19 protein-coding genes are annotated in these 18,326 nt (G+C 60.9%); 18 read left to right on the top strand and 1 reads right to left on the bottom strand.

The genetic code is table 11. From position 1 onward, the window contains the following. Positions 1-4 precede the first annotated feature (4 nt). From flgK to folD, 15 genes are all read left to right on the top strand, one after another. Positions 5-1,492 carry a flagellar hook-associated protein FlgK gene (flgK, locus tag OLZ32_RS28415; protein ID WP_003545560.1) on the top strand — a complete coding sequence of 496 codons (1,488 nt, stop codon included), beginning with the start codon at positions 5-7 and terminating at the stop codon, positions 1,490-1,492. Between the two features lie 3 nt (positions 1,493-1,495). Beyond that, a complete protein-coding gene (locus OLZ32_RS28410) occupies positions 1,496-2,542 on the top strand; it encodes a flagellar hook-associated family protein (RefSeq protein WP_264397745.1) in 1,047 nt (348 codons plus the stop codon). A 34-nt stretch (positions 2,543-2,576) separates the two neighbouring features. Then, complete coding sequence (flaF, locus tag OLZ32_RS28405) at positions 2,577-2,924, top strand: flagellar biosynthesis regulator FlaF (RefSeq protein ID WP_003545562.1); 348 nt, start codon at positions 2,577-2,579, stop codon at positions 2,922-2,924. Next, positions 2,921-3,370 (top strand): flagellar biosynthesis repressor FlbT, encoded by a 450-nt coding sequence (flbT, locus tag OLZ32_RS28400; RefSeq protein ID WP_003545563.1) that lies wholly within the window; start codon positions 2,921-2,923, stop codon positions 3,368-3,370. The genes flaF and flbT overlap by 4 nt, the downstream gene beginning before the upstream one ends. Then, positions 3,361-3,789: a flagellar hook assembly protein FlgD gene (gene flgD, locus OLZ32_RS28395; protein WP_003545564.1), complete on the top strand. Its 429-nt coding sequence runs from the start codon at positions 3,361-3,363 to the stop codon at positions 3,787-3,789. Before flbT ends, flgD begins: the two co-directional genes overlap by 10 nt. 98 nt (positions 3,790-3,887) lie before the next feature. Next, positions 3,888-4,154: a flagellar biosynthesis protein FliQ gene (gene fliQ, locus OLZ32_RS28390; RefSeq protein WP_003545565.1), complete on the top strand. Its 267-nt coding sequence runs from the start codon at positions 3,888-3,890 to the stop codon at positions 4,152-4,154. Positions 4,155-4,244: 90 nt separating this feature from the next. Beyond that, entirely contained in the window at positions 4,245-6,332 is a 2,088-nt protein-coding gene (flhA, locus tag OLZ32_RS28385; protein WP_168268991.1) for a flagellar biosynthesis protein FlhA, read from the top strand. Further along, on the top strand, positions 6,329-7,081 hold the full coding sequence (locus tag OLZ32_RS28380; RefSeq protein ID WP_017990289.1) for a flagellar biosynthetic protein FliR: 753 nt from the start codon (positions 6,329-6,331) through the stop codon (positions 7,079-7,081). Before flhA ends, OLZ32_RS28380 begins: the two co-directional genes overlap by 4 nt. 7 nt (positions 7,082-7,088) lie before the next feature. Further along, complete coding sequence (locus tag OLZ32_RS28375; RefSeq protein WP_003545570.1) at positions 7,089-7,502, top strand: hypothetical protein; 414 nt, start codon at positions 7,089-7,091, stop codon at positions 7,500-7,502. A gap of 32 nt (positions 7,503-7,534) precedes the next feature. Then, on the top strand, positions 7,535-8,098 hold the full coding sequence (locus OLZ32_RS28370) for a rod-binding protein (protein ID WP_017990290.1): 564 nt from the start codon (positions 7,535-7,537) through the stop codon (positions 8,096-8,098). A 122-nt stretch (positions 8,099-8,220) separates the two neighbouring features. Continuing rightward, positions 8,221-8,586 carry a hypothetical protein gene (locus OLZ32_RS28365; protein WP_003545575.1) on the top strand — a complete coding sequence of 122 codons (366 nt, stop codon included), beginning with the start codon at positions 8,221-8,223 and terminating at the stop codon, positions 8,584-8,586. Continuing rightward, a complete protein-coding gene (locus OLZ32_RS28360; protein WP_003545577.1) occupies positions 8,586-9,125 on the top strand; it encodes a hypothetical protein in 540 nt (179 codons plus the stop codon). The genes OLZ32_RS28365 and OLZ32_RS28360 overlap by 1 nt, the downstream gene beginning before the upstream one ends. A gap of 293 nt (positions 9,126-9,418) precedes the next feature. Continuing rightward, entirely contained in the window at positions 9,419-10,258 is an 840-nt protein-coding gene (locus tag OLZ32_RS28355; RefSeq protein WP_003545579.1) for a WecB/TagA/CpsF family glycosyltransferase, read from the top strand. A 156-nt stretch (positions 10,259-10,414) separates the two neighbouring features. Next, positions 10,415-12,187, top strand: a complete 1,773-nt coding sequence (locus OLZ32_RS28350; protein WP_264424078.1) for a GumC domain-containing protein — start codon at positions 10,415-10,417, stop codon at positions 12,185-12,187. Positions 12,188-12,307: 120 nt separating this feature from the next. After that, positions 12,308-13,207 (top strand): bifunctional methylenetetrahydrofolate dehydrogenase/methenyltetrahydrofolate cyclohydrolase FolD, encoded by a 900-nt coding sequence (gene folD, locus OLZ32_RS28345; RefSeq protein ID WP_003545582.1) that lies wholly within the window; start codon positions 12,308-12,310, stop codon positions 13,205-13,207. Between the two features lie 49 nt (positions 13,208-13,256). On the opposite strand, the gene OLZ32_RS28340 is transcribed toward folD, so the two are convergent. Beyond that, positions 13,257-14,282, bottom strand: coding sequence for a LacI family DNA-binding transcriptional regulator (locus OLZ32_RS28340; protein WP_003545584.1), 1,026 nt, complete (start codon positions 14,280-14,282; stop codon positions 13,257-13,259). Positions 14,283-14,590: 308 nt separating this feature from the next. Between OLZ32_RS28340 and OLZ32_RS28335 the strand changes: the two genes are divergently transcribed. The 3 genes from OLZ32_RS28335 to OLZ32_RS28325 all read left to right on the top strand — a co-directional run bounded on the left by OLZ32_RS28335 (position 14,591) and on the right by OLZ32_RS28325 (position 18,318). Then, positions 14,591-15,952: an ABC transporter substrate-binding protein gene (locus OLZ32_RS28335; RefSeq protein ID WP_003545586.1), complete on the top strand. Its 1,362-nt coding sequence runs from the start codon at positions 14,591-14,593 to the stop codon at positions 15,950-15,952. A 187-nt stretch (positions 15,953-16,139) separates the two neighbouring features. After that, positions 16,140-17,153, top strand: a complete 1,014-nt coding sequence (locus OLZ32_RS28330; RefSeq protein ID WP_003545587.1) for a carbohydrate ABC transporter permease — start codon at positions 16,140-16,142, stop codon at positions 17,151-17,153. A 1-nt stretch (position 17,154) separates the two neighbouring features. Then, on the top strand, positions 17,155-18,318 hold the full coding sequence (locus OLZ32_RS28325) for a carbohydrate ABC transporter permease (protein WP_264424076.1): 1,164 nt from the start codon (positions 17,155-17,157) through the stop codon (positions 18,316-18,318). Positions 18,319-18,326 lie beyond the last annotated feature (8 nt).

Below are 18,326 nucleotides of genomic sequence, written 5' to 3'. Positions count from 1 at the left end.
AGCCATGTCGCTCACGTCAGCACTTAATACCGCGCAGAGCATATTCAACAATACGGGCACTCAGAGCAGTGTCGTATCGAACAATATCTCGAATGCCGGCAACAAAGATTACGTGCGCCGGCAGGCGATGCTCACCACGTCCTTGAATGGCGCGCAGGTCGTCAAGATCGACCGGGCGCAGGAAGAGGCGCTGCTGCGCCAATACCTGAAGACATCCTCTCAGGACAGCGCCCAGCAGACCCTGCTGAGCGGTCTCGAGGACCTGAAGTCAATCGTGGGTGGCAACGACTACGAAACGTCGCCATCCACCTATCTCGGTGTTTTCCAGCAGAAGCTTCAGGCCTTCCGCACGACGCCGGGCAGCACTGTCGCCGCTCAGGGCGCCATCACCGCCGCCCAGGACGTCGCCAACTCGCTGAACAATGCCTCGCAATCCGTTCAGAACGTTCGCGCCACCGCCGACAAGCAGATCGCCACCGACGTCGATAAGCTGAATACACTCCTCAGCGACTTCGAGAAGGCCAACAACGCGGTGAAGACCGCCACGTCCTCGGGTGCGGATGCCTCCGGCGCCCTCGACGAACGTGAAAAGGCTCTCAAGCAGATTTCGCAGATCGTCGGTGTCAACACAACGACGCGCGACAATAACGACATGGTGCTGAGCACGTCTGACGGGACGATCCTCTTCGAGACGATCCCGCGCAAGGTGACGTTCAAGTCTCAGGACGTCTATACCGCGACCATCGCCGGCAACTCGGTCTATGTTGACGGTGTGGCACTTCCGCGCGGCAGTGGCTCGACGACGACGGGGCAGGGAAGCCTTCAGTCTCTCCTCCAGGTGCGCGACGAAATCGCCCCGAACTTCCAGAAGCAGCTCGACGAAGTCGCTCGCGGCCTGGTCTCGCTCTTCAAGGAGCAGAACACGGTGGCCGGTCCGGCCTATGTGCCAGGCCTCTTCACCTGGAGCGGCGGTACGGTCGATACCGGCGCCACCGCGGTTGCCGGCATGGCGGCGACCATCACGGTGAGCAGCCGCGTCATCACCTCGCAAGGCGGCGATCCGATGCGCCTGCGCGATGGTGGCATCAACTTGACCGGCCTCGTCCTGAACACGTCAGGCGCCAGCGGTTATACGACTGAACTCGATCGTCTCTATACCGCATTGGGCTCCGACATTGATTTCGATCCGGCGGCGGGGACGCCGGTCGGTTTCGACGCCACGACGGGTATCGATTCGAACGTCAGCATCATGGAATTCGCCACGAATTCGCTTGGCTGGCTCGAGCAGTACCGCAGCAACGCCACGACGGCGGCGGAGAACACCTCGGCGGCGCTGTCGCGCTCCGACGAAGCCTATTCCAATGAGACCGGCGTCAACCTCGACGAGGAGCTGACTCTGCTCCTCGACATAGAGCAGTCCTACAAGGCGGCAACCAAGATCCTGAACGCCGTTGACGAAATGTTGAAGTCATTGCTGGATATTGCGAGTTAAGCCATGAAGAGCTCATTTATTTCAAGTTCGGCCATTCAGAATGCGATGCGGTTGACCATCCGTCAGGCGCAGAACCAGATGACGAAGGCGACGATGGAAGCGACGACGGGAGTCTATGCCGATATCGGCGTCTCGCTCGGCGGCAATGCCGCCAGGAGCGTGGATTTCAGCCGCGAGGTCGACCGGATAGCCTCGATCAAATCGAGCAATTCGCTTGTCACCGCGCGCATGGAATCCTCGCAGCTCGGCCTTTCCAAGATGAAGGATGTCGGCGACGGCCTCGTTTCGAAGCTGACGGCTCTCCAGGGCAGCCACGACCCAGGCAGCATCACCGTCGCCATCCAGTCGGCGACCAGCGCGCTCTCCACCATGATGGACACGGCCAATACCATGGTGAACGGCGAATATCTGTTCTCCGGCATCAATACCGATGTTCAGCCACTCACCGACAAGACCACCGCGACGAGCGCTGACATCGTCACCGCATTGAACACGTATGCGACAGGTCTCGGCAAGTCGGTAAGTGATCTCACGGGCACCGAAATGGAGACCTTCATCACCACGACGGTAGAGCCGATGTTCACCGAGGCGGCCTGGACCGACCCGACGACCGGCTGGTCGCAGGCATCGAGCCAGAACATGACGAGCCGCATCAGCAACTCCGAAGTGATCGAATCCTCGACCAATGCCAATTCCGAGGGCATGCGTTACTTCGCGCTCGCCTCGGTGATGACCTCGGCACTGTTGGGCCAGGGCCTCAGCAGCGATGCGATGAGTACTGTGTCCAAGCAGGCGATCAGCTATACGACGAAGGCGACCAGCGGCCTCGTGACCCAGGCAAGCCAGCTCGGCCTTTCCCAGGAGCGCGTCAAGAAGTCCAACGACGCCCTCGACGCCCAGTCCAACATCATCAAGAACAAGCTCGTCGATCTCCAGGGCGTCGATCCCTACGAAGCCTCGACCCTCGTCAAGACCTTGGAAACGCAGCTTGAAACCGCTTACACGATCGTCTCGAAGATCCAGCAGTTGAGTCTTGTAAACTACCTTTGATGAGCAAAGGCGCGCAATAAAGAAGGATGCATGAATGTATCAGTTCTCATATGCCGAAGTCATGCAGGACTCGGTGGCCGACGCGAAAGAGCGGGAATGGCAGGTTCTTGACCGGTCCATAGACCTGCTGTCGTTGGCGCGCGAAAAGGAAAAATACGGCCGGGAAGCCATTGAAGCCCTGTTTTATACCCGCCGGGTGTGGATCAGCTTCATCGAGGATCTGAAACATCCCGACAACCAGCTGGAGATCGAGCTCAGGGCCAACCTCATCTCGATCGCGATCTGGATATTGAAGGAATGCGACAGGATCAGAAAACGTCAGTCTAATAACTACCAGGGCATCATCGACGTTACCACCATCATCAGGGATGGACTTAAATGAAAAGTACACTTCGCATTTCTCTGAAAGCCGGAGAAAGAATCTTCATCAACGGCGCCGTCCTGCGCGTCGACCGCAAGGTCGCGCTGGAATTCCTGAATGATGTGACGTTCCTTCTCGAAAACCATGTCCTCCAGCCGGAGGGAGCCACGACGCCGCTGCGTCAGCTCTATTTCATCGCGCAGATGATCCTCATCAACCCCGAGGGCAAGGACCACTCGACGGCGATGTTCCGCAAGTCGATCACCATGCTGCTCACCTGCTTCAAGAACGAGGAAATCCTCGCCGAACTGAAGCGCATCGATGCGCTCGTCTCGACCGGCCGCGCCTTCGATGCGTTGAAGGCGATCCGCGGCCTCTACACGATCGAAGACAATATCCTCAACAACCACGAAATGCCGCCGACGATGGTCGAGCAGATTCGCAGGGAGATTGCACCATGGCGGTAGATGCCACATCAAGCGTGAGCACGACGAGCACTTCGACCTCGACGAGTTCGGCCCAGCAGAAGGCGACGCTGAACTACGACAATTTCCTTCAGCTGCTCATCGCGCAGATGAAGAATCAGGATCCGACCGATCCGGTCGACGCCAGCGAGCAGATGTCGCAGCTGGCGAGCTTCTCGCAGGTCGAACAGACGATCCAGACCAACACCAAGCTGGACACGCTGCTCGCAAGCTCGAGCCTCACCCAGGCCAGCAGCTACGTCGGCAAATATATGGAAAGCGCCGACGGCACCGTCAAAGGCACCATCGAATCCGTCAAGGTTTATTCGGACGGAATCATTGCGACGACCACGGATGGCGGTAATATACTCGTGCAGGCGGGAATCACTGTTGCCGACAAGGCGCCGACCAGCGATACCTGATACCCACGGCGCCGGTGCGCCGCATGCTCGGATGATACCAATCAATGGCGGTCCGGCCACGGCGGGGCCGCTTCAAGGCGATATGAGGTTGCCTTCGGATGAATGAAGCTGATGCATTGGATCTGTTCCAGGCGGCGATCTGGACGGTCCTGATTTCCGCAGGTCCCGCCGTCGTCGCGGCGATGGTGGTGGGTCTGGTCATTGCCTTGATCCAGGCGCTGACCCAGGTGCAGGAAGCGACGCTGACCTTCGTGCCGAAGATCGTCGCGGTTCTCATCACGGTCGGCGTCACTGCGCCTTTCGTCGGCTCGCAGATATCCATTTTCACCAATCTGGTCTTCTCGCGCATCCAGTCCGGCTTCTGAGCCACCTTCGCGCAAGCTTCGCCATTTAACTCTCGATCCGAATTGGGCGGGCTGCATGTCCGCCTCCTCTCATGAAGAGACGGAATCGTCATGGCGCAACCACCTGCACTCCCCCTTCCAAAAGTCGCCCCGAGCCTGCGCGATGTCGGTTTTGCCCTCGGCATCATCGGCATCATCTGCATTCTCTTCCTGCCGATCCCGCCATTCCTGATCGACATGGGACTGGCCTTCTCGATCGCCTTCTCGGTGCTGATCCTGATGGTCGCGCTGTGGATCCAGAAACCGCTCGATTTCTCGTCTTTCCCGACCATTCTGCTGATCGCGACGATGACCCGGCTGGCGCTGAACATCGCGACGACACGCGTGATCCTCTCCCACGGCAATGAAGGCCATGACGCAGCTGGCGGCGTCATCGCCGGTTTTGCAAGCCTGGTAATGTCCGGCGACTTCGTCATCGGTCTGATCGTCTTCCTGATCCTCATCACCATCAACTTCATCGTCATCACGAAGGGCGCCACGCGTATCGCTGAAGTCGGCGCGCGTTTCACCCTGGATGCCATCCCCGGCAAGCAGATGTCGATCGACGCCGATCTCTCGGCCGGCATCATCGACGAGAGGGAAGCTCAGCGCCGGCGCAGGGAGCTCGAGGAGGAAAGCTCCTTCTTCGGTGCGATGGACGGTGCGTCGAAATTCGTGCGCGGCGATGCCGTCGCCGGCCTGATCATCACCTGCATCAACATCTTCGGCGGCATCATCATCGGCTATTTCCGCCACGGCATGCCAATCGGCGAAGCCGCTGACGTCTTCGTCAAGCTCTCCGTCGGCGACGGCCTCGTCTCGCAGATGCCGGCTCTCATCGTCTCGCTCGCCGCCGGCCTTCTCGTCTCTCGCGGCGGCACCACCGGCTCCACCGACCAGGCGGTCGTCAATCAGTTGAGCGGTTATCCCCGTGCGCTTTCCGTCTCGGCGGTGCTGATGTTCATCCTGGCCTTGATGCCGGGTCTGCCGTTTGTGCCCTTCGTAGTCCTCGGCGGTCTTCTCGCTTTCGGCGCCTGGTTCATCCCGCGTCAGGTCGAGGCAGAGAACATGCTTCGCCGCGAGCAGGAAGAAAAGAAGGTCGTCCAGAACAAGGAACTGGAAAAGGATTCGGTCAAGGCAGTGCTGCGCACCTCGGAGATCGAGCTCGCACTCGGCAAGATGGTCTCGACGCGCCTGCTCGGCGCCCACCAGGAGCTTGCCTTCCGCGTCGGCAAGATGCGCAAGAAGTTCGCCACGCAATACGGTTTCGTCGTGCCCGAGATCAAGGTGACCGACGATATCGCCATCGCCGAGAAGTCCTACCAGATCCGCATCCACGGCACGACCGTCGCCTCCAACCTGCTGCGCGTCGGCGAAGTCCTCGTCGTCACCGGCGCCGGTCGCCGGCCGAGCATTCCCGGCGACGAAATCCGCGAACCCGCTTTCGGCATGCCTGCCGTCTCGATCCTCGAAAACTTCGCCGACGATCTGAAGCGCGAGGGCTTCCAGCCGATCGACAACGTCTCCGTCGTGCTGACCCATATGAGTGAGGTCATCCGCAACAACCTGCCGCAGCTTCTGTCCTACAAGGACGTCAAGGTGCTGATCGATCGGCTCGATCCCGAATACAAGAAGCTTGCCGACGAGATCTGCTCGTCGCACATGTCCTATTCCGGCCTGCAGGCGGTGCTCAAGCTGCTGCTTGCCGAACGCGTCTCGATCCGCAACCTGCACCTTATCCTCGAGGCGGTGGCCGAGCTCGCCCCGCATGTCAGGAAGACCGAGCAGATCGTCGAGCATGTCCGCATCCGTATGGCCCAGCAGCTTTGCGGCGACCTCGCCGACAACGGCGTGCTGCGCGTGCTGCGGCTCGGCAGCAAATGGGATCTCGCTTTCCATCAGGCGCTGAAGCGCGACGCCAAGGGCGAGGTGATCGAATTCGACATCGATCCGCGCAGCCTGGAGGAGTTCAGTGAGCAAGCGACCAAAGTTATCCGTGAGTTCATGGATCGCGGCCTGCCATTCGCACTTGTCACGTCGCCGGAAACACGCTCCTATGTGCGCATGATCATCGAACGGCTGTTCGCCACGCTCCCGGTCTTGTCGCATGTCGAACTGGCCAAGGGCATCGAGATAAAGATTTTGGGCTCTATTTCATGATAACAGACCCGCAAGGGACCGTTCTCGCGCTGTTTCTGGTTTTCTGCCGGATCGGTGGCTGTGTGCTGGCCCTTCCGGGTTTTTCCTCGGCGCGCGTGCCCGAACAGCTTCGCGTCTTCATCGCCGGCGCGCTCTCGATCGCCGTCATGCCGTTGCTCTGGGATACCGTCTATCCGGCCGTTCACACCAGTGCCGGAACCTATATCGGCCTGATCTTCAGCGAATCGCTGATCGGCGTGATGTACGGCATGCTGGCGAGGATCTACACGCTCGGCATGCAGTTCGCCGCCTCGATCACCGCCATGATGGTCGGCTACACCCAGCCGGGTTCCGCCGACATCCTCGAAGACACGCCGGAGACCAGCCTGTCGGCCTTTATCACCTTTGCCGGCATGATGATCCTCTTCATCATGGATTTCCATCACATCGTCTTCCGCGCGCTGATCGATTCCTATACGACCATGCCCTTCGGCGGCCTGATGCAGATGCGCGCGACGCTGATCTCCTTTACCGATACGCTGGAGCAGACCACCTACATCATGCTGCGGCTGTCGAGCCCGTTTTTGATCTATGGCCTGATCTTCAACGTCTCGATCGGTTTCATCAACAAGCTGGCGCCGCAGATCCCGGTCTACTTCATCTCCACGCCCTATCTGCTGATGGGCGGGCTCTTCCTGATCTATTTCTCGATTGCGGCGATGGTCAGCCAGTTCGGCCAGTCCTTCGGCTCGATCTATATCGGACGATGAGGCTGATATGATCGAAAAGAAGCGCTCCCAGAAGCTCAAGCGGCTGCTCTCGGTGCAGCGGCATATCGAAAGAATGGCCGAGAACGACCTGGCCGAAACCAGCCGCCAGCGTGTCGAGGTCAATGTGGCGATGGACGACGTCATCCTCGCGCTCGGCTCGATGGACCCCGTCCACCACGCCTTCTCGCAGAATTACGCCGACCGATTCGGCAGGCTCACCATCAAGGACCAGCAGCTGACCGGCATGCAGCAGATCCACGAGATGCGGCTGACGCGCGAGCGCGCCAAGGGCGACCGCCTTGAAGACGGCATGAAGGAAGCCCTGGAAGTCGAGCGCCGTGAGGCCGATGACAATGCCGTCTACGATGTCATCGATCAGCAATTCGCAACGCCAGCCTCCAGCAAGCTTCAAAAACCATAGTCGTTACGATCTTAAATTCAGAGGATTGTAACGTGGCTATTTCGCCTCCCAGTGATCTGGTCCTGGACGTTGTCAAAGCTGCCGACCCCATGGAGGTTCAGGCGGCCCAGGAAAAGTTGAAGGCAAATCGTGCGGCCTTTGCCGCAACGAGCCTCGCCGAGAATGGCAAGGGCTTCTCCAATACGGTCGACGTTCTCGATCATGTCGGCCAGAAGAGCGGCCTCGCCAACATCCAGAACCGCACCAAGACCGAGGAAGTTCCGGAAAGCTACCGGAAGTTCGAGGCCATGGTCCTGCAGAATTTCGTCAAGTCCATGCTGCCGAGCGAAAGCGAAGAGGTCTACGGCAAGGGCGCGACCGGCGATATCTGGAAAGGCATGATGGCCGAACAGCTCGGCAACACCATGGCCAAGGGTGACGGCATCGGCATCGCCAAGCAGATGTACAGCGAACTTCTGCGCCGGCAGGAAGGCAAGATCGTCAATGCCTCCACCGACGACGATGACCGCAACACCGCGCTCAGCATGATCGACGACTTCCAGCGTAAGACCTTTGGCACGCCGACCGCCGACGCCAAGACCGATAGAACAGGATGATCTTAGGCCGGTTGGCCAAAAATCCAAATCCCGTTCCAATTAAACAGTTGGAGCATGCTGTCGTCCGAAAACCGCGTACGTTTTTGGCATCATGCTCTAAGCGAAGCATAACCGAGGGTACCATGGAAATAATTTCGAACGAATACAGGATCAAATCCGTTCTCGGACGCCTCGAAATGATCATCGACAATGAGAACACCCGGATCGGCAACGATCCGCAGTTCGATCTCAAGGTCTCCAATGCGCATAAGAGCCGCTGCCTCTACGAGCTGTCGATGCTTTTCCGCGATACCGATCCGGCCGAGCTTGCCGCTGCCCATCTCGATCAGCTGCACGGCCTGAAGAAGAAGCTGGTTCTCAACGCCCGTCGCGTCGAGGCACATCTCGAAGCGGTTCGCGCTGTCGCCGACCTGCTGAAGAACGCAGTTCAGGACGCCGACGCCGACGGCACCTATTCCCAGGAACAATTCGCCGCGCGTGGAAACTGATGATCAAGCTCGTCCTCACCGGTGTCTGGGTTTGCGCCATCACCTTGGCATCGGTCTATTTCTCGGTGTACCTGGCGACCGCGCCGGCGCCCGCAGCAACGGATTCCAAGCAGAGCGCGCTTGAACTGGTGAAGGGCGAAACGATCACGGTGCCGATCATCGGCAACGGTGCGATCACCGGCTATTTCCTCGGCCGCGTTTCGTTTATGATGAACAAGGACATGCTGAAAGGCGTGACGCTGCCGCTGAGCGAGATGACGACGGACGAGCTTTTCAGCCTGCTGGTCGGCAACAAGATGGTCGATATCGCTCACATCAAATCCTTCGATCCGAAGGCTTTCCGCGAGGAGATCAAGAAGGGCATGAACGAGCGCCTCGGCGGCGAATACGTCGCCGACGTGATGCTGGAGCAGCTCGACTATCTCTCCAAGGAAGAGGTCAAGGAAAGCTCCGCCGGTCAGCCGAAGAAGGTGGGCGCACCCGTCAAGATCGTCGAGACCGTACCGGCCAGCGAAGCACCGGCACCAGCGGCCCACTAAGGACTGTCATATCATCAACGACAAAACGGCGCCCGCGGGCGCCGTTTTGTCGTTTGCGCGCGTGGTTAATAAACGACTTATACGAGCATGGAAATTCAAGGAATTTTCCTAAGGGTTGTTTGAAACCGTGCTGTTATATCAGGTGTCACAGCTTGGCATGCGCCGCTTTTCCAGGATCGGAGCGACGCCCACCCGGCGGGACGCGACCGGCCCTTTCGAGACCTCCGGTGCGGAAATATGGGCTTGTTTTCCGGGATGTCGGGCGCATGCAGCACCCTCGGCAGGAGGTAGGAATGAATTTGATTGCAAACTTCGCGGTGCTCGCATCGCGGCGGACGATCTTCGATCTGCCGGTCTGCGATCTCGGCTGGGACGACGCCCTCGTTTTCATCAACGAGCTGGCCTCCATTCCCGTCGGCCAGACCGTGGTTTGCTTCGTCAACGCCCACAACATGCTGACGACGCTGCGCGACGACGAATATTACCGGATCATGTCGCACAATCTGGTGCTGCCGGACGGTATCGGCCTCAACATCGCATCGCAAATCGCCCATGGTTCGCCGTTTCCCGCCAATCTGAATGGCACCGATTTCGTGCCGGCCTTCCTCACCTTCATGGAGGCCCCGCGCCGCATCGGCCTCATCGGCGGCAAGCGCTCGGTCGTCGAGGCGGCGGCGGAAAACTTCCGCAGACACACGCCCTGGCACGAATTCGTCGTCGTTTCCGACGGCTACTTCGACAAGGTCGATTCCACTGAGGTCATCGAGGAGCTCGAGCACCAGAAGCTCGATATCCTGATCGTCGGCATGGGAACGCCGCTGCAGGAGAAATGGGTTCACAACAATATCCGCGCCGATCATGCGCGCCTGGTGCTGACCGTGGGCGCTCTCTTCGACTTCGTCTCCGGCGCCGTCCCGCGTGCGCCGAAGACCGTGCGGATGATGCGCCTGGAATGGGCCTATCGCCTGCTGCAGGAGCCAGCGCGCCTCTGGCGCCGTTACGTCATCGGCATCCCGGTCTTCCTCTTCCATGTCCTGCGCTACCGCTTCCGCCGGCGCGAAAGGATCCTCAGCCATCCGGAAGAGCACGGCAGCGCACTGCAGCCGCAGGCGGACCGCAAGAAGGCGAGCTGACCCAATAGCACCGCGTGTCTAACAGGACGCGCGGTTTAGCAATTCTTGCCCGCTGCGGTTAACCATTTCTTTGCCATGAATATTTAGAGTCATTTAATCATCTGCGTCCGTGCGGATGAGCGAACTCGGCCATCATGTGCATGAGATGTGGCGCAAATGTACGATATCAGGGCCAGAAACAGCTTCCAGGATCGCGCAGCCGCAGGGCCGCGCCCCCATGACGATTCCTATGGGGCGCCCCGGTCAAGCCGACCTGATATCGCGCCGCCAGAGGCCGAATTGCTGCGCGCCATCGGCCGCGCGCTGGAAGAGCAGCGCGCAAGAGCGGCGCGCACCGCACCGCTGGTCGACCGCATCGAAACCATCCTCGGCAACCGCCTTCGGGCCGCCAACGACGTCGGCCATCCGCTTCCTCAGGAGCCGGCGGACGACAAAGAGCTAACTGTTCCGGCCGACGAGCCGATGATCTCACCCGAACCGCTGGCCGCGGTCCGTGAAGGACCCGCCGAGCCCCGGCCGGTAGCGCCGCGGCGTCGGGCGAACGGGATCGGCCTTGCGATGATGGTGGTCGCCGCGACGATCATCGGCGCGGGCTTGCCGGCTCTGATGTCAGCTTCGCCGGCCCTCTACCGTGCCGAGGCGACGCTTGCGGTGAAGAGCGATGCCGCAAGCCGCGCTGCCTTCACCCAGGCCGCGGCGAAAGGACTGCTGTCGGCGAGGGTGGTTGCTTCGACGGTCGCAGCCCTGAAACTCGATCATGATCCCGAATTTGCCGGCGCCAGCGCCAATGCGCTCGGCATCGCGCTCGATCTCCTTTCGGCGACCGGTGCTGCTGCCGATCCGGCCTCGCGCGCCGAGGCGACGCTGAAACATGCCGTCGAGATACTGCCCGATGCCGCCGCCGGCACCATCCTCGTCAGGGTGACGACCGGCGACAGCGGCAAATCCATGCGCATCGCCGCAAGGCTTGCCGAAGCGGTGTCCGCGGCAGGCGGAACCGGCGGCAACGTCGAGACCGATACCGTCTTGCGTAAAGCCTATGACGAGATGAAAGCGGAGCTTGCCGCCTTCACCGCGAAGAGCGGCGAGGGCAACGTCAAGGTGGCGATCGATCTTCGCCGCCAGATCGACCGGCTCGATGCCGATTTGAAGGTCGCCGACCAGAACATCCTTGCCGCCAAGGCGCAGGCCGACCGGCTCAAGGTCGCAAAACTTGCCGAAGTGCTCGACGGTTCGCTCCCCTCCGATATGCTTTCGCCGGCGCTGCAGGACTGGCGCGACAAATATGCCGTCGCCAAAACGACGCTTGCGCAGCTTTCGGCCGAGCTCGGCCCGCGCCATCCGCGCCTCTTGCAGCAGCAGGCCGAAACGGACGGTCTGAAGGAGAATATGAGCAAGGAGCTTACCCGTCTTGCCCAGGCTTCCAACCTCGCCGCCAAGGCCGCCCTCGATGCACGCAAGGGCCTGAACGACCGCCGCAACACGCTGATCGCCCAGAGCCGAGACACCGGCGTCGATTTGTCACGCCTGACCGAACTCAGCGACAAGACGAATGCCGCCCGCTCGCGCCTCGAAGAGGCGACGTCCGCAGCGGTGGAAACGGCCGCCAACGGTGGTATCGTTCTCCTGAAGCCGGCGTTGGCGACCGCAGTATCGGGAAGCGATGGTCTGATCGGCCGCGCGCTGGCCGGTGCCGCGGCGGGCCTTGCGATAGGCCTTGCTGCGGCTTTCCTGCTCCGGTTGCGTAGGCCCGTCGCCGATTCCGCAAGCGAGAAAATGCCCGTATCCCGGCCGCAGGCCCCACTGCCCTCGATGCCTGTGCCGGCCCCCGCGCCGGTCGACGAAATGGAGCTGCTGCGCTCCGAAATCTCCGGCCTGCGCGACCGGCTTCGTGTTCATGCGCTCGAAGCGCGGCAGCCGCTGCGCTGAACGAACATTTCCTTGCAAGCTTGCTATTGCATTGCCGCTTTCCGACAGGATAGGGCGTTAGCGGGCAATTGACGCTCGCCGAGTATCCATAGATTGACGCGAAACAGGGCGGAGAGACGTGTGACGACAGTAATCGACGGAAAGAACGTAGCTGCATCGGTCATTCAGACGGTCAAGAGTGCGACAGCGGCGCTGGAAAAGAGCAGCGGCGTCACCACCGGCCTTGCGGTCGTCATCGTCGGCGACGACCCGGCAAGCCACGCCTATGTCGGCTCCAAGGGCCGAATGGCCAAGGAGTGCGGCTTCAAATCCGTTCAGCACACGCTGCCGGCCGAAACGAAGCAGGAGGATCTGGCAGCTCTCGTCGCCACCCTCAACGCCGATCCGTCGATCCACGGCATTCTGGTGCAATTGCCCTTGCCGAAGCCGCTCGACAGCGAGGCGATCATCCAGTCGATCCTGCCGGAAAAGGATGTGGACGGCCTGAGCGTCGTCAATGCCGGCAAGCTCGCCACCGGCGACCTGAAGACCGGACTGGTCTCCTGCACCCCGGCCGGCGCCATGGTCTTCGTCCGCCGCACCCATGGCGAGGATCTCTCCGGCCTCAACGCCGTCGTCATCGGCCGTTCCAACCTGTTCGGCAAGCCGATGGCGCAATTGCTGCTCAACGCCAATGCGACGGTGACGATCGCGCATTCCAGGACCAAGAATCTCGCCGAGATCTGCCGCAACGCCGATATCCTGGTGGCCGCCGTCGGCCGGCCGGAGATGGTCCGGGCCGATTGGGTCAAGCCCGGCGCGACGGTCATCGACGTCGGCATCAATCGGGTGGCAGCCCCCGAAAGAGGCGAGGGCAAGACCCGGCTCGTCGGCGACGTCGCCTTCGAGGAAGTCTCGGCGGTCGCCAGCACCATCACCCCGGTTCCCGGCGGCGTCGGGCCGATGACCATCGCCATGCTGATGGCCAACACGGTCATCGCCGCCCATCGCATGGCAGGGCAGACACCGCCGCAGTTTTGATTAGAGCATGATGCCGAAAGTGTGAGCGGTTTTCGGACGACATCCTGTTCTAGGCCTGGGGAACGGGACCTGTCGAGGCCCTGACGATCAGCTCGGTCTTCCAGAGCTCCTGGTCGGGGAAGGGGCCGGCCTGCTTTACCGTGCCGATCAGCCGCTGCGCGATGCGAACGCCCGCCGCCCGCAATGAAGAGCGTGTCGTCGTCAGCGGCACGGAAAAGCTTTCCGGTTTCAGCAGCGGCAGCACGTCGTCATGGGCGATCAGCGAGATATCCTCACCGAGCCGCAATCCGGCCTGGTTGACCGCGCGGATCGCGCCGAGCGCCAGCACCGTGCTGGAGCAGAGGATCGCCGTCGGCCGCTCCGGCAATTGCAGGAAGTGTTCCATCGCCAGCAGGCCTTGTTCGTCCGTCATCAGCGCATGGCTCATGCAGCCCTCCTCGAGCGTGAGCCCGCGCTCGGCAAGGGCTGATATGACGCCGTTCTTCCTGCGGATGGCGAAATCGAGATGCATCGGTCCGTTCATCAGCGCAAAGCGCGTATGGCCGAGCTGCAGCAAGAGCCGCGTTGCATCGTAGAAGGCGCCTTCATTGTCAATGTCGAGATAGGGATAGTCCGGCTCCGAACCGAAGGACCGACCATGCACGATATAGGGCATCGAGAGCGATTTCAGCATGGCGAGGCGCGGGTCGTGGCCGCGCATATAGGCGACGAACAGGGCATCGACATTGCCGCTGATCGCAAGGCGGCGCAGCGCCGCCACCTCGTCATCCGGGTCGGCCGGCATGATGACGAAGTGGAAGTCGTGGCGCACGGCCTCTTCACCGAGCCCGGCCAGGAATTCGCCGAAATGCACGTCGGACTGGTGGCCGGGCGCCGTCGGCATGACGAGGCCGATCGAGCCTGCCTTGCCGGTCGCAAGCCGCTGCGCCGCTTTGTTCGGCCTGTATCCGGTTTCCTTGACAGCCTGAAGCACGCGCTCCCGGGTCGCCTCATTGACCTCTGGATAGCCGTTGAGCGCCCGGCTCACCGTCGTCTGAGACAGCCCCAGCAATTCCGATAGCTGTTTGAGATTCACCTGCTATGCTTCCTCTCAGCCCGCCCGTCAGCCGTCTTGAAAAGGCTTGCCGCCTCCCAGTGGCATCCAAAGCGCTTTCAATTATGTATCATCTGGCGCGCTTGACTCAAGAAAAATCGCTCCATATTTCCCGATAGGCGCTGTTGCGCCGCGATATGCCGCGATATCTGGCGTGTTTGCAGCGGGTTTTCGCGAATTAACTTGACTCCATTCCACCGAAAGTGGAATGAGTTGGCTGTCAAAGCGCTTTGAAATTTCTTTATTGAGGGAATTCGGCGCCGTTGGGATTGTGATGGGAGGTTGATCACATGAAAAAGTCATTTTTGATGGGCGTTGCCGTGGCAGCGCTTTTTGCCGGTGCTGCGTCCGCGGCCGATTTGAAATTTGCCCCGGGACAGGATTCGAAGTTCAACTGGAAGAGCTATGACGAGTTCAAGGCTGCTCATGCCGATCTGAAGGGTCAGCCGCTGACGATCTTCGGGCCGTGGCGCGGCGAGGACGAGGCGTTCTTCATGAGCGTGCTTGCCTATTTCACCGAAGCCACCGGCGTCGATGCCAAATACTCCTCTTCCGAAAACTACGAACAGCAGATCGTCATCGACACGCAGGCGGGCTCGCCGCCGAACATTGCCGTTCTGCCGCAGCCCGGCCTCCTGGCCGATCTCGCCAGCAAGGGCTTCCTGACGCCGCTCGGCGATGACAACTCCAAGTGGATCAAGGACAATTACGGCGCCGGCGACAGCTGGGTCGGTTACGGCACCTACAAGGGCAAGGATGGCAAGGAAGCCTTCTACGCCTTCCCGTATAAGGCCGACGTAAAATCCCTCGTCTGGTACGTGCCGGAGAACTTCGAGGAAGCCGGTTACAAGATCCCGACGACCATGGAAGAGCTGCATGCCCTGACCGACCAGATCGTCAAGGACGGTGGCGTTCCCTGGTGCATCGGTCTCGGTTCCGGCGGCGCCACCGGCTGGCCGGCGACCGACTGGGTCGAGGACATCATGCTGCGCATGCAGCCGCCGGAAGCCTACGACAAGTGGACGACCAACGAGCTGAAGTTCACCGATCCGGCCGTCGTTGCCGCGATCGACGAGTTCGGCAAGTTCGCCAAGAACGCGAAATACGTCGATGGCGGCGTTGCGGCTGTGGCCTCGACCGATTTCCGCGACAGCCCGAAGGGCCTCTTCGCGGTTCCGCCGAAGTGCTACATGCACCATCAGGCCTCGTTCATCCCCTCCTTCTTCCCTGAGGGCACGAAGCTTGGCCAGGATGCCGACTTCTTCTACATGCCGACCTTTGCTTCGCATCCCGAACTCGGCAAGCCGGTTCTGGGCGCCGGCACGCTCGTCTCGATCGCCAAGGACTCGAAGACGGCCCGCGCCTTCATCGACTTCCTGAAGACCCCGATCGCGCACGAGGTCTGGATGGCGCAGTCGAGTTTCCTGACGCCGTACAAGGGCGTCAGCACCGAGGCCTATGCCAACCCGCAGATGAAGAAGGAAGGCGATATCCTGACCTCGGCCACCACCTTCCGCTTCGACGGTTCCGACCTGATGCCGGGCAAGATCGGCGCCGGCGCCTTCTGGACCGGCATGGTCGATTTCGTCGGCGGCAAGTCCGCTGAAGAGGCCGCTGGCGAAATCCAGAGCGCCTGGGACGGCATCAAGTAATCTTTCAAAATTATGCCGCCGGCTTGCCGGCGGCATGGCTTGCATGACTGGCCGGGCTCGCAAAGAGCCCGGCCATCGCAGGATATATTGTGATTGGGCTATACAAATAGATTGACGGTGGCCGGCGTTGACCCGTCAGAATAAAAACCGGTCGGAATAAGATCAGGGGAAGCAGGGGAGGGACGAAATGCTGTCACAGATAGTGTCCGCTTTGGGCGTCGTGGTCGGAGCCGTTATCGCATGCTCGGCTTATTTCTATTTTTCGAACAAGATCCTGGATCTCGCTCTGCCGGTGAAGGATGGCGACATCCGCGCCGCATCGCGCAATCTGAACCGCCGTGCACTTGTCCGGCCGTGGTTGTTCATCGGCCCGGCGCTCTTCCTGCTCGTCGTCTATCTCGTTTATCCGGTCGTTGCGACCTTCATCCTCTCCTTCTACGACCGCGCCGGTCTGCAGTTCGTCGGCCTCGCCAACTACAAATGGGCGCTCGGCGACCGCGAATTCCGCCAGTCGATCTTCAACAACATCCTTTGGCTCGCAGTGGTGCCGGCCGCCTGCACTTTCTTCGGCCTCGTCATCGCCGTGATGACCGATCGCATCTGGTGGGGCAATATCGCCAAGAGCATCGTCTTCATGCCGATGGCGATCTCCTTCGTCGGCGCCTCGGTCATCTGGAAATTCATCTATGAATATCGCGGCGGCAACGACGTCCAGATCGGCCTGCTGAACGCCATCGTGCAGACCTTCGGCGGTACGCCGGAGGTGTGGATCTCCATTCCCTTCTGGAACAACTTCTTCTTGATGATCATTCTGATCTGGATCCAGACCGGTTTCGCCATGGTCATCCTGTCGGCCGCTCTTCGTGGCATTCCGGAAGAGACGATCGAAGCCGCCGTGATCGACGGTGCCAATGGCTGGCAGATCTTCTGGCGCATCATGGTGCCGCAGGTCTGGGGCTCGATCGCGGTCGTCTGGACGACGATCACCATCCTCGTCCTCAAGGTCTTCGACATCGTGCTGACCATGACCAACGGCCAGTGGCAGACGATGGTGCTGGCGAACCTGATGTTCGACTGGATGTTCCGCGGCGGCGGCGATTCCGGCCGAAGTGCGGTCATCGCCATCATCATCATGCTCGCCGTCACGCCGATCATGGTCTGGAACGTGCGCCGCGCCAATCGCGAACTGAAGGGGCACTGAGATGACCGCTATCGGAAGCTACTTCAAGATCGGCCCCGCCCGGCTCTTCGTTCACGCAGCCGTTCTGCTGATCGTCATCATCTGGCTCATCCCGACGCTCGGCATCTTCGTCAGCGCGCTGCGCGACAAGGACCAGATCGTCGTCTCCGGCTGGTGGACGGCCTTCGTCGGCTCGACGCAGACCGTTGCCGTTCGCTTGGGCACGCCGGACCAGCAGCAGCAGGAGGGTGCCGCCTACGTCATTGCGGGCAATGTGCTGGAAGGCCAGACCGGCCGCGCGGTGAAGGCCTTCGGCAACCGCGTGCAGCAGCCGGCCGCCTACAAGGCCGGGGAGACCGCCGATCTCGGCGACGGTGAAACCCTGCAGATCAACAGCGACGGCAGTTATCGCTATGTGAAGAACACCTCCTTTTCGCCGGACCAGCGCCCGCGGCGCATCTATGCATCCGTCTCGGCGCCGCCGGAATTCACGCTGCAGAACTACAATACGGTTCTAAGAGGCGAGGGTATCGGCCAGTCCTTCATCAACTCGCTGACCGTGACGATCCCGGCGACGATCATCCCGATCCTGATTGCCGCTTTCGCAGCCTATGCCCTGAGCTGGATGGAGTTTCCCGGCCGCGCGCTGCTGATCGCGCTCGTCGTCGGCCTCATCGTCGTGCCGCTGCAGATGTCGCTGATCCCGCTGCTGCGTCTCTACAACGAGATCGGCAACATGCTCGGCCAGCCGTCGAAGACCTATCCCGGCATCTGGCTGGCTCATACCGCTTTCGGCATGCCGCTCGCCATCTATCTCTTGCGGGCCTATATCGCCGGCCTGCCGAAGGAGATCATCGAATCCGCCCGCGTCGACGGCGCGAGTGATTTCGAAATCTTCGTCCGCATCGTTTTGCCTCTGTCCTTCCCGGCACTCGCCTCCTTCGCCATCTTCCAGTTCCTGTGGGTGTGGAACGACCTGCTCGTCGCCATGGTCTTCCTCGGCACCGACAAGGACCACATCGTGCTGACCGGCAGCCTGAACGCTCTGCTCGGCTCGCGCGGCGGCAATTGGGAGATTTTGACGGCGTCAGCCTTCGTCACCATCATCGTGCCGCTGCTCGTCTTCTTCGGGCTGCAGCGTTACCTGGTGCGCGGTCTGCTGGCGGGTTCGGTCAAGGGAGGCTGACCATTCCC

It is taken from the genome of Rhizobium acaciae (assembly GCF_025941625.1).
Lineage (GTDB): Bacteria > Pseudomonadota > Alphaproteobacteria > Rhizobiales > Rhizobiaceae > Rhizobium > Rhizobium acaciae.
This window is presented reverse-complemented; position numbering and strand designations above follow the sequence as displayed.

Coding starts and splice junctions, on each gene's coding strand:
- flgK (WP_003545560.1), top strand. CDS start 5: ATGTCGCTCACGTCAGCACTTAATACCGCGCAGAGCATATTCAACAAT.
- OLZ32_RS28410 (WP_264397745.1), top strand. CDS start 1,496: ATGAAGAGCTCATTTATTTCAAGTTCGGCCATTCAGAATGCGATGCGG.
- flaF (WP_003545562.1), top strand. CDS start 2,577: ATGTATCAGTTCTCATATGCCGAAGTCATGCAGGACTCGGTGGCCGAC.
- flbT (WP_003545563.1), top strand. CDS start 2,921: ATGAAAAGTACACTTCGCATTTCTCTGAAAGCCGGAGAAAGAATCTTC.
- flgD (WP_003545564.1), top strand. CDS start 3,361: ATGGCGGTAGATGCCACATCAAGCGTGAGCACGACGAGCACTTCGACC.
- fliQ (WP_003545565.1), top strand. CDS start 3,888: ATGAATGAAGCTGATGCATTGGATCTGTTCCAGGCGGCGATCTGGACG.
- flhA (WP_168268991.1), top strand. CDS start 4,245: ATGGCGCAACCACCTGCACTCCCCCTTCCAAAAGTCGCCCCGAGCCTG.
- OLZ32_RS28380 (WP_017990289.1), top strand. CDS start 6,329: ATGATAACAGACCCGCAAGGGACCGTTCTCGCGCTGTTTCTGGTTTTC.
- OLZ32_RS28375 (WP_003545570.1), top strand. CDS start 7,089: ATGATCGAAAAGAAGCGCTCCCAGAAGCTCAAGCGGCTGCTCTCGGTG.
- OLZ32_RS28365 (WP_003545575.1), top strand. CDS start 8,221: ATGGAAATAATTTCGAACGAATACAGGATCAAATCCGTTCTCGGACGC.
- OLZ32_RS28360 (WP_003545577.1), top strand. CDS start 8,586: ATGATCAAGCTCGTCCTCACCGGTGTCTGGGTTTGCGCCATCACCTTG.
- OLZ32_RS28355 (WP_003545579.1), top strand. CDS start 9,419: ATGAATTTGATTGCAAACTTCGCGGTGCTCGCATCGCGGCGGACGATC.
- OLZ32_RS28350 (WP_264424078.1), top strand. CDS start 10,415: ATGTACGATATCAGGGCCAGAAACAGCTTCCAGGATCGCGCAGCCGCA.
- OLZ32_RS28335 (WP_003545586.1), top strand. CDS start 14,591: ATGAAAAAGTCATTTTTGATGGGCGTTGCCGTGGCAGCGCTTTTTGCC.
- OLZ32_RS28330 (WP_003545587.1), top strand. CDS start 16,140: ATGCTGTCACAGATAGTGTCCGCTTTGGGCGTCGTGGTCGGAGCCGTT.
- OLZ32_RS28325 (WP_264424076.1), top strand. CDS start 17,155: ATGACCGCTATCGGAAGCTACTTCAAGATCGGCCCCGCCCGGCTCTTC.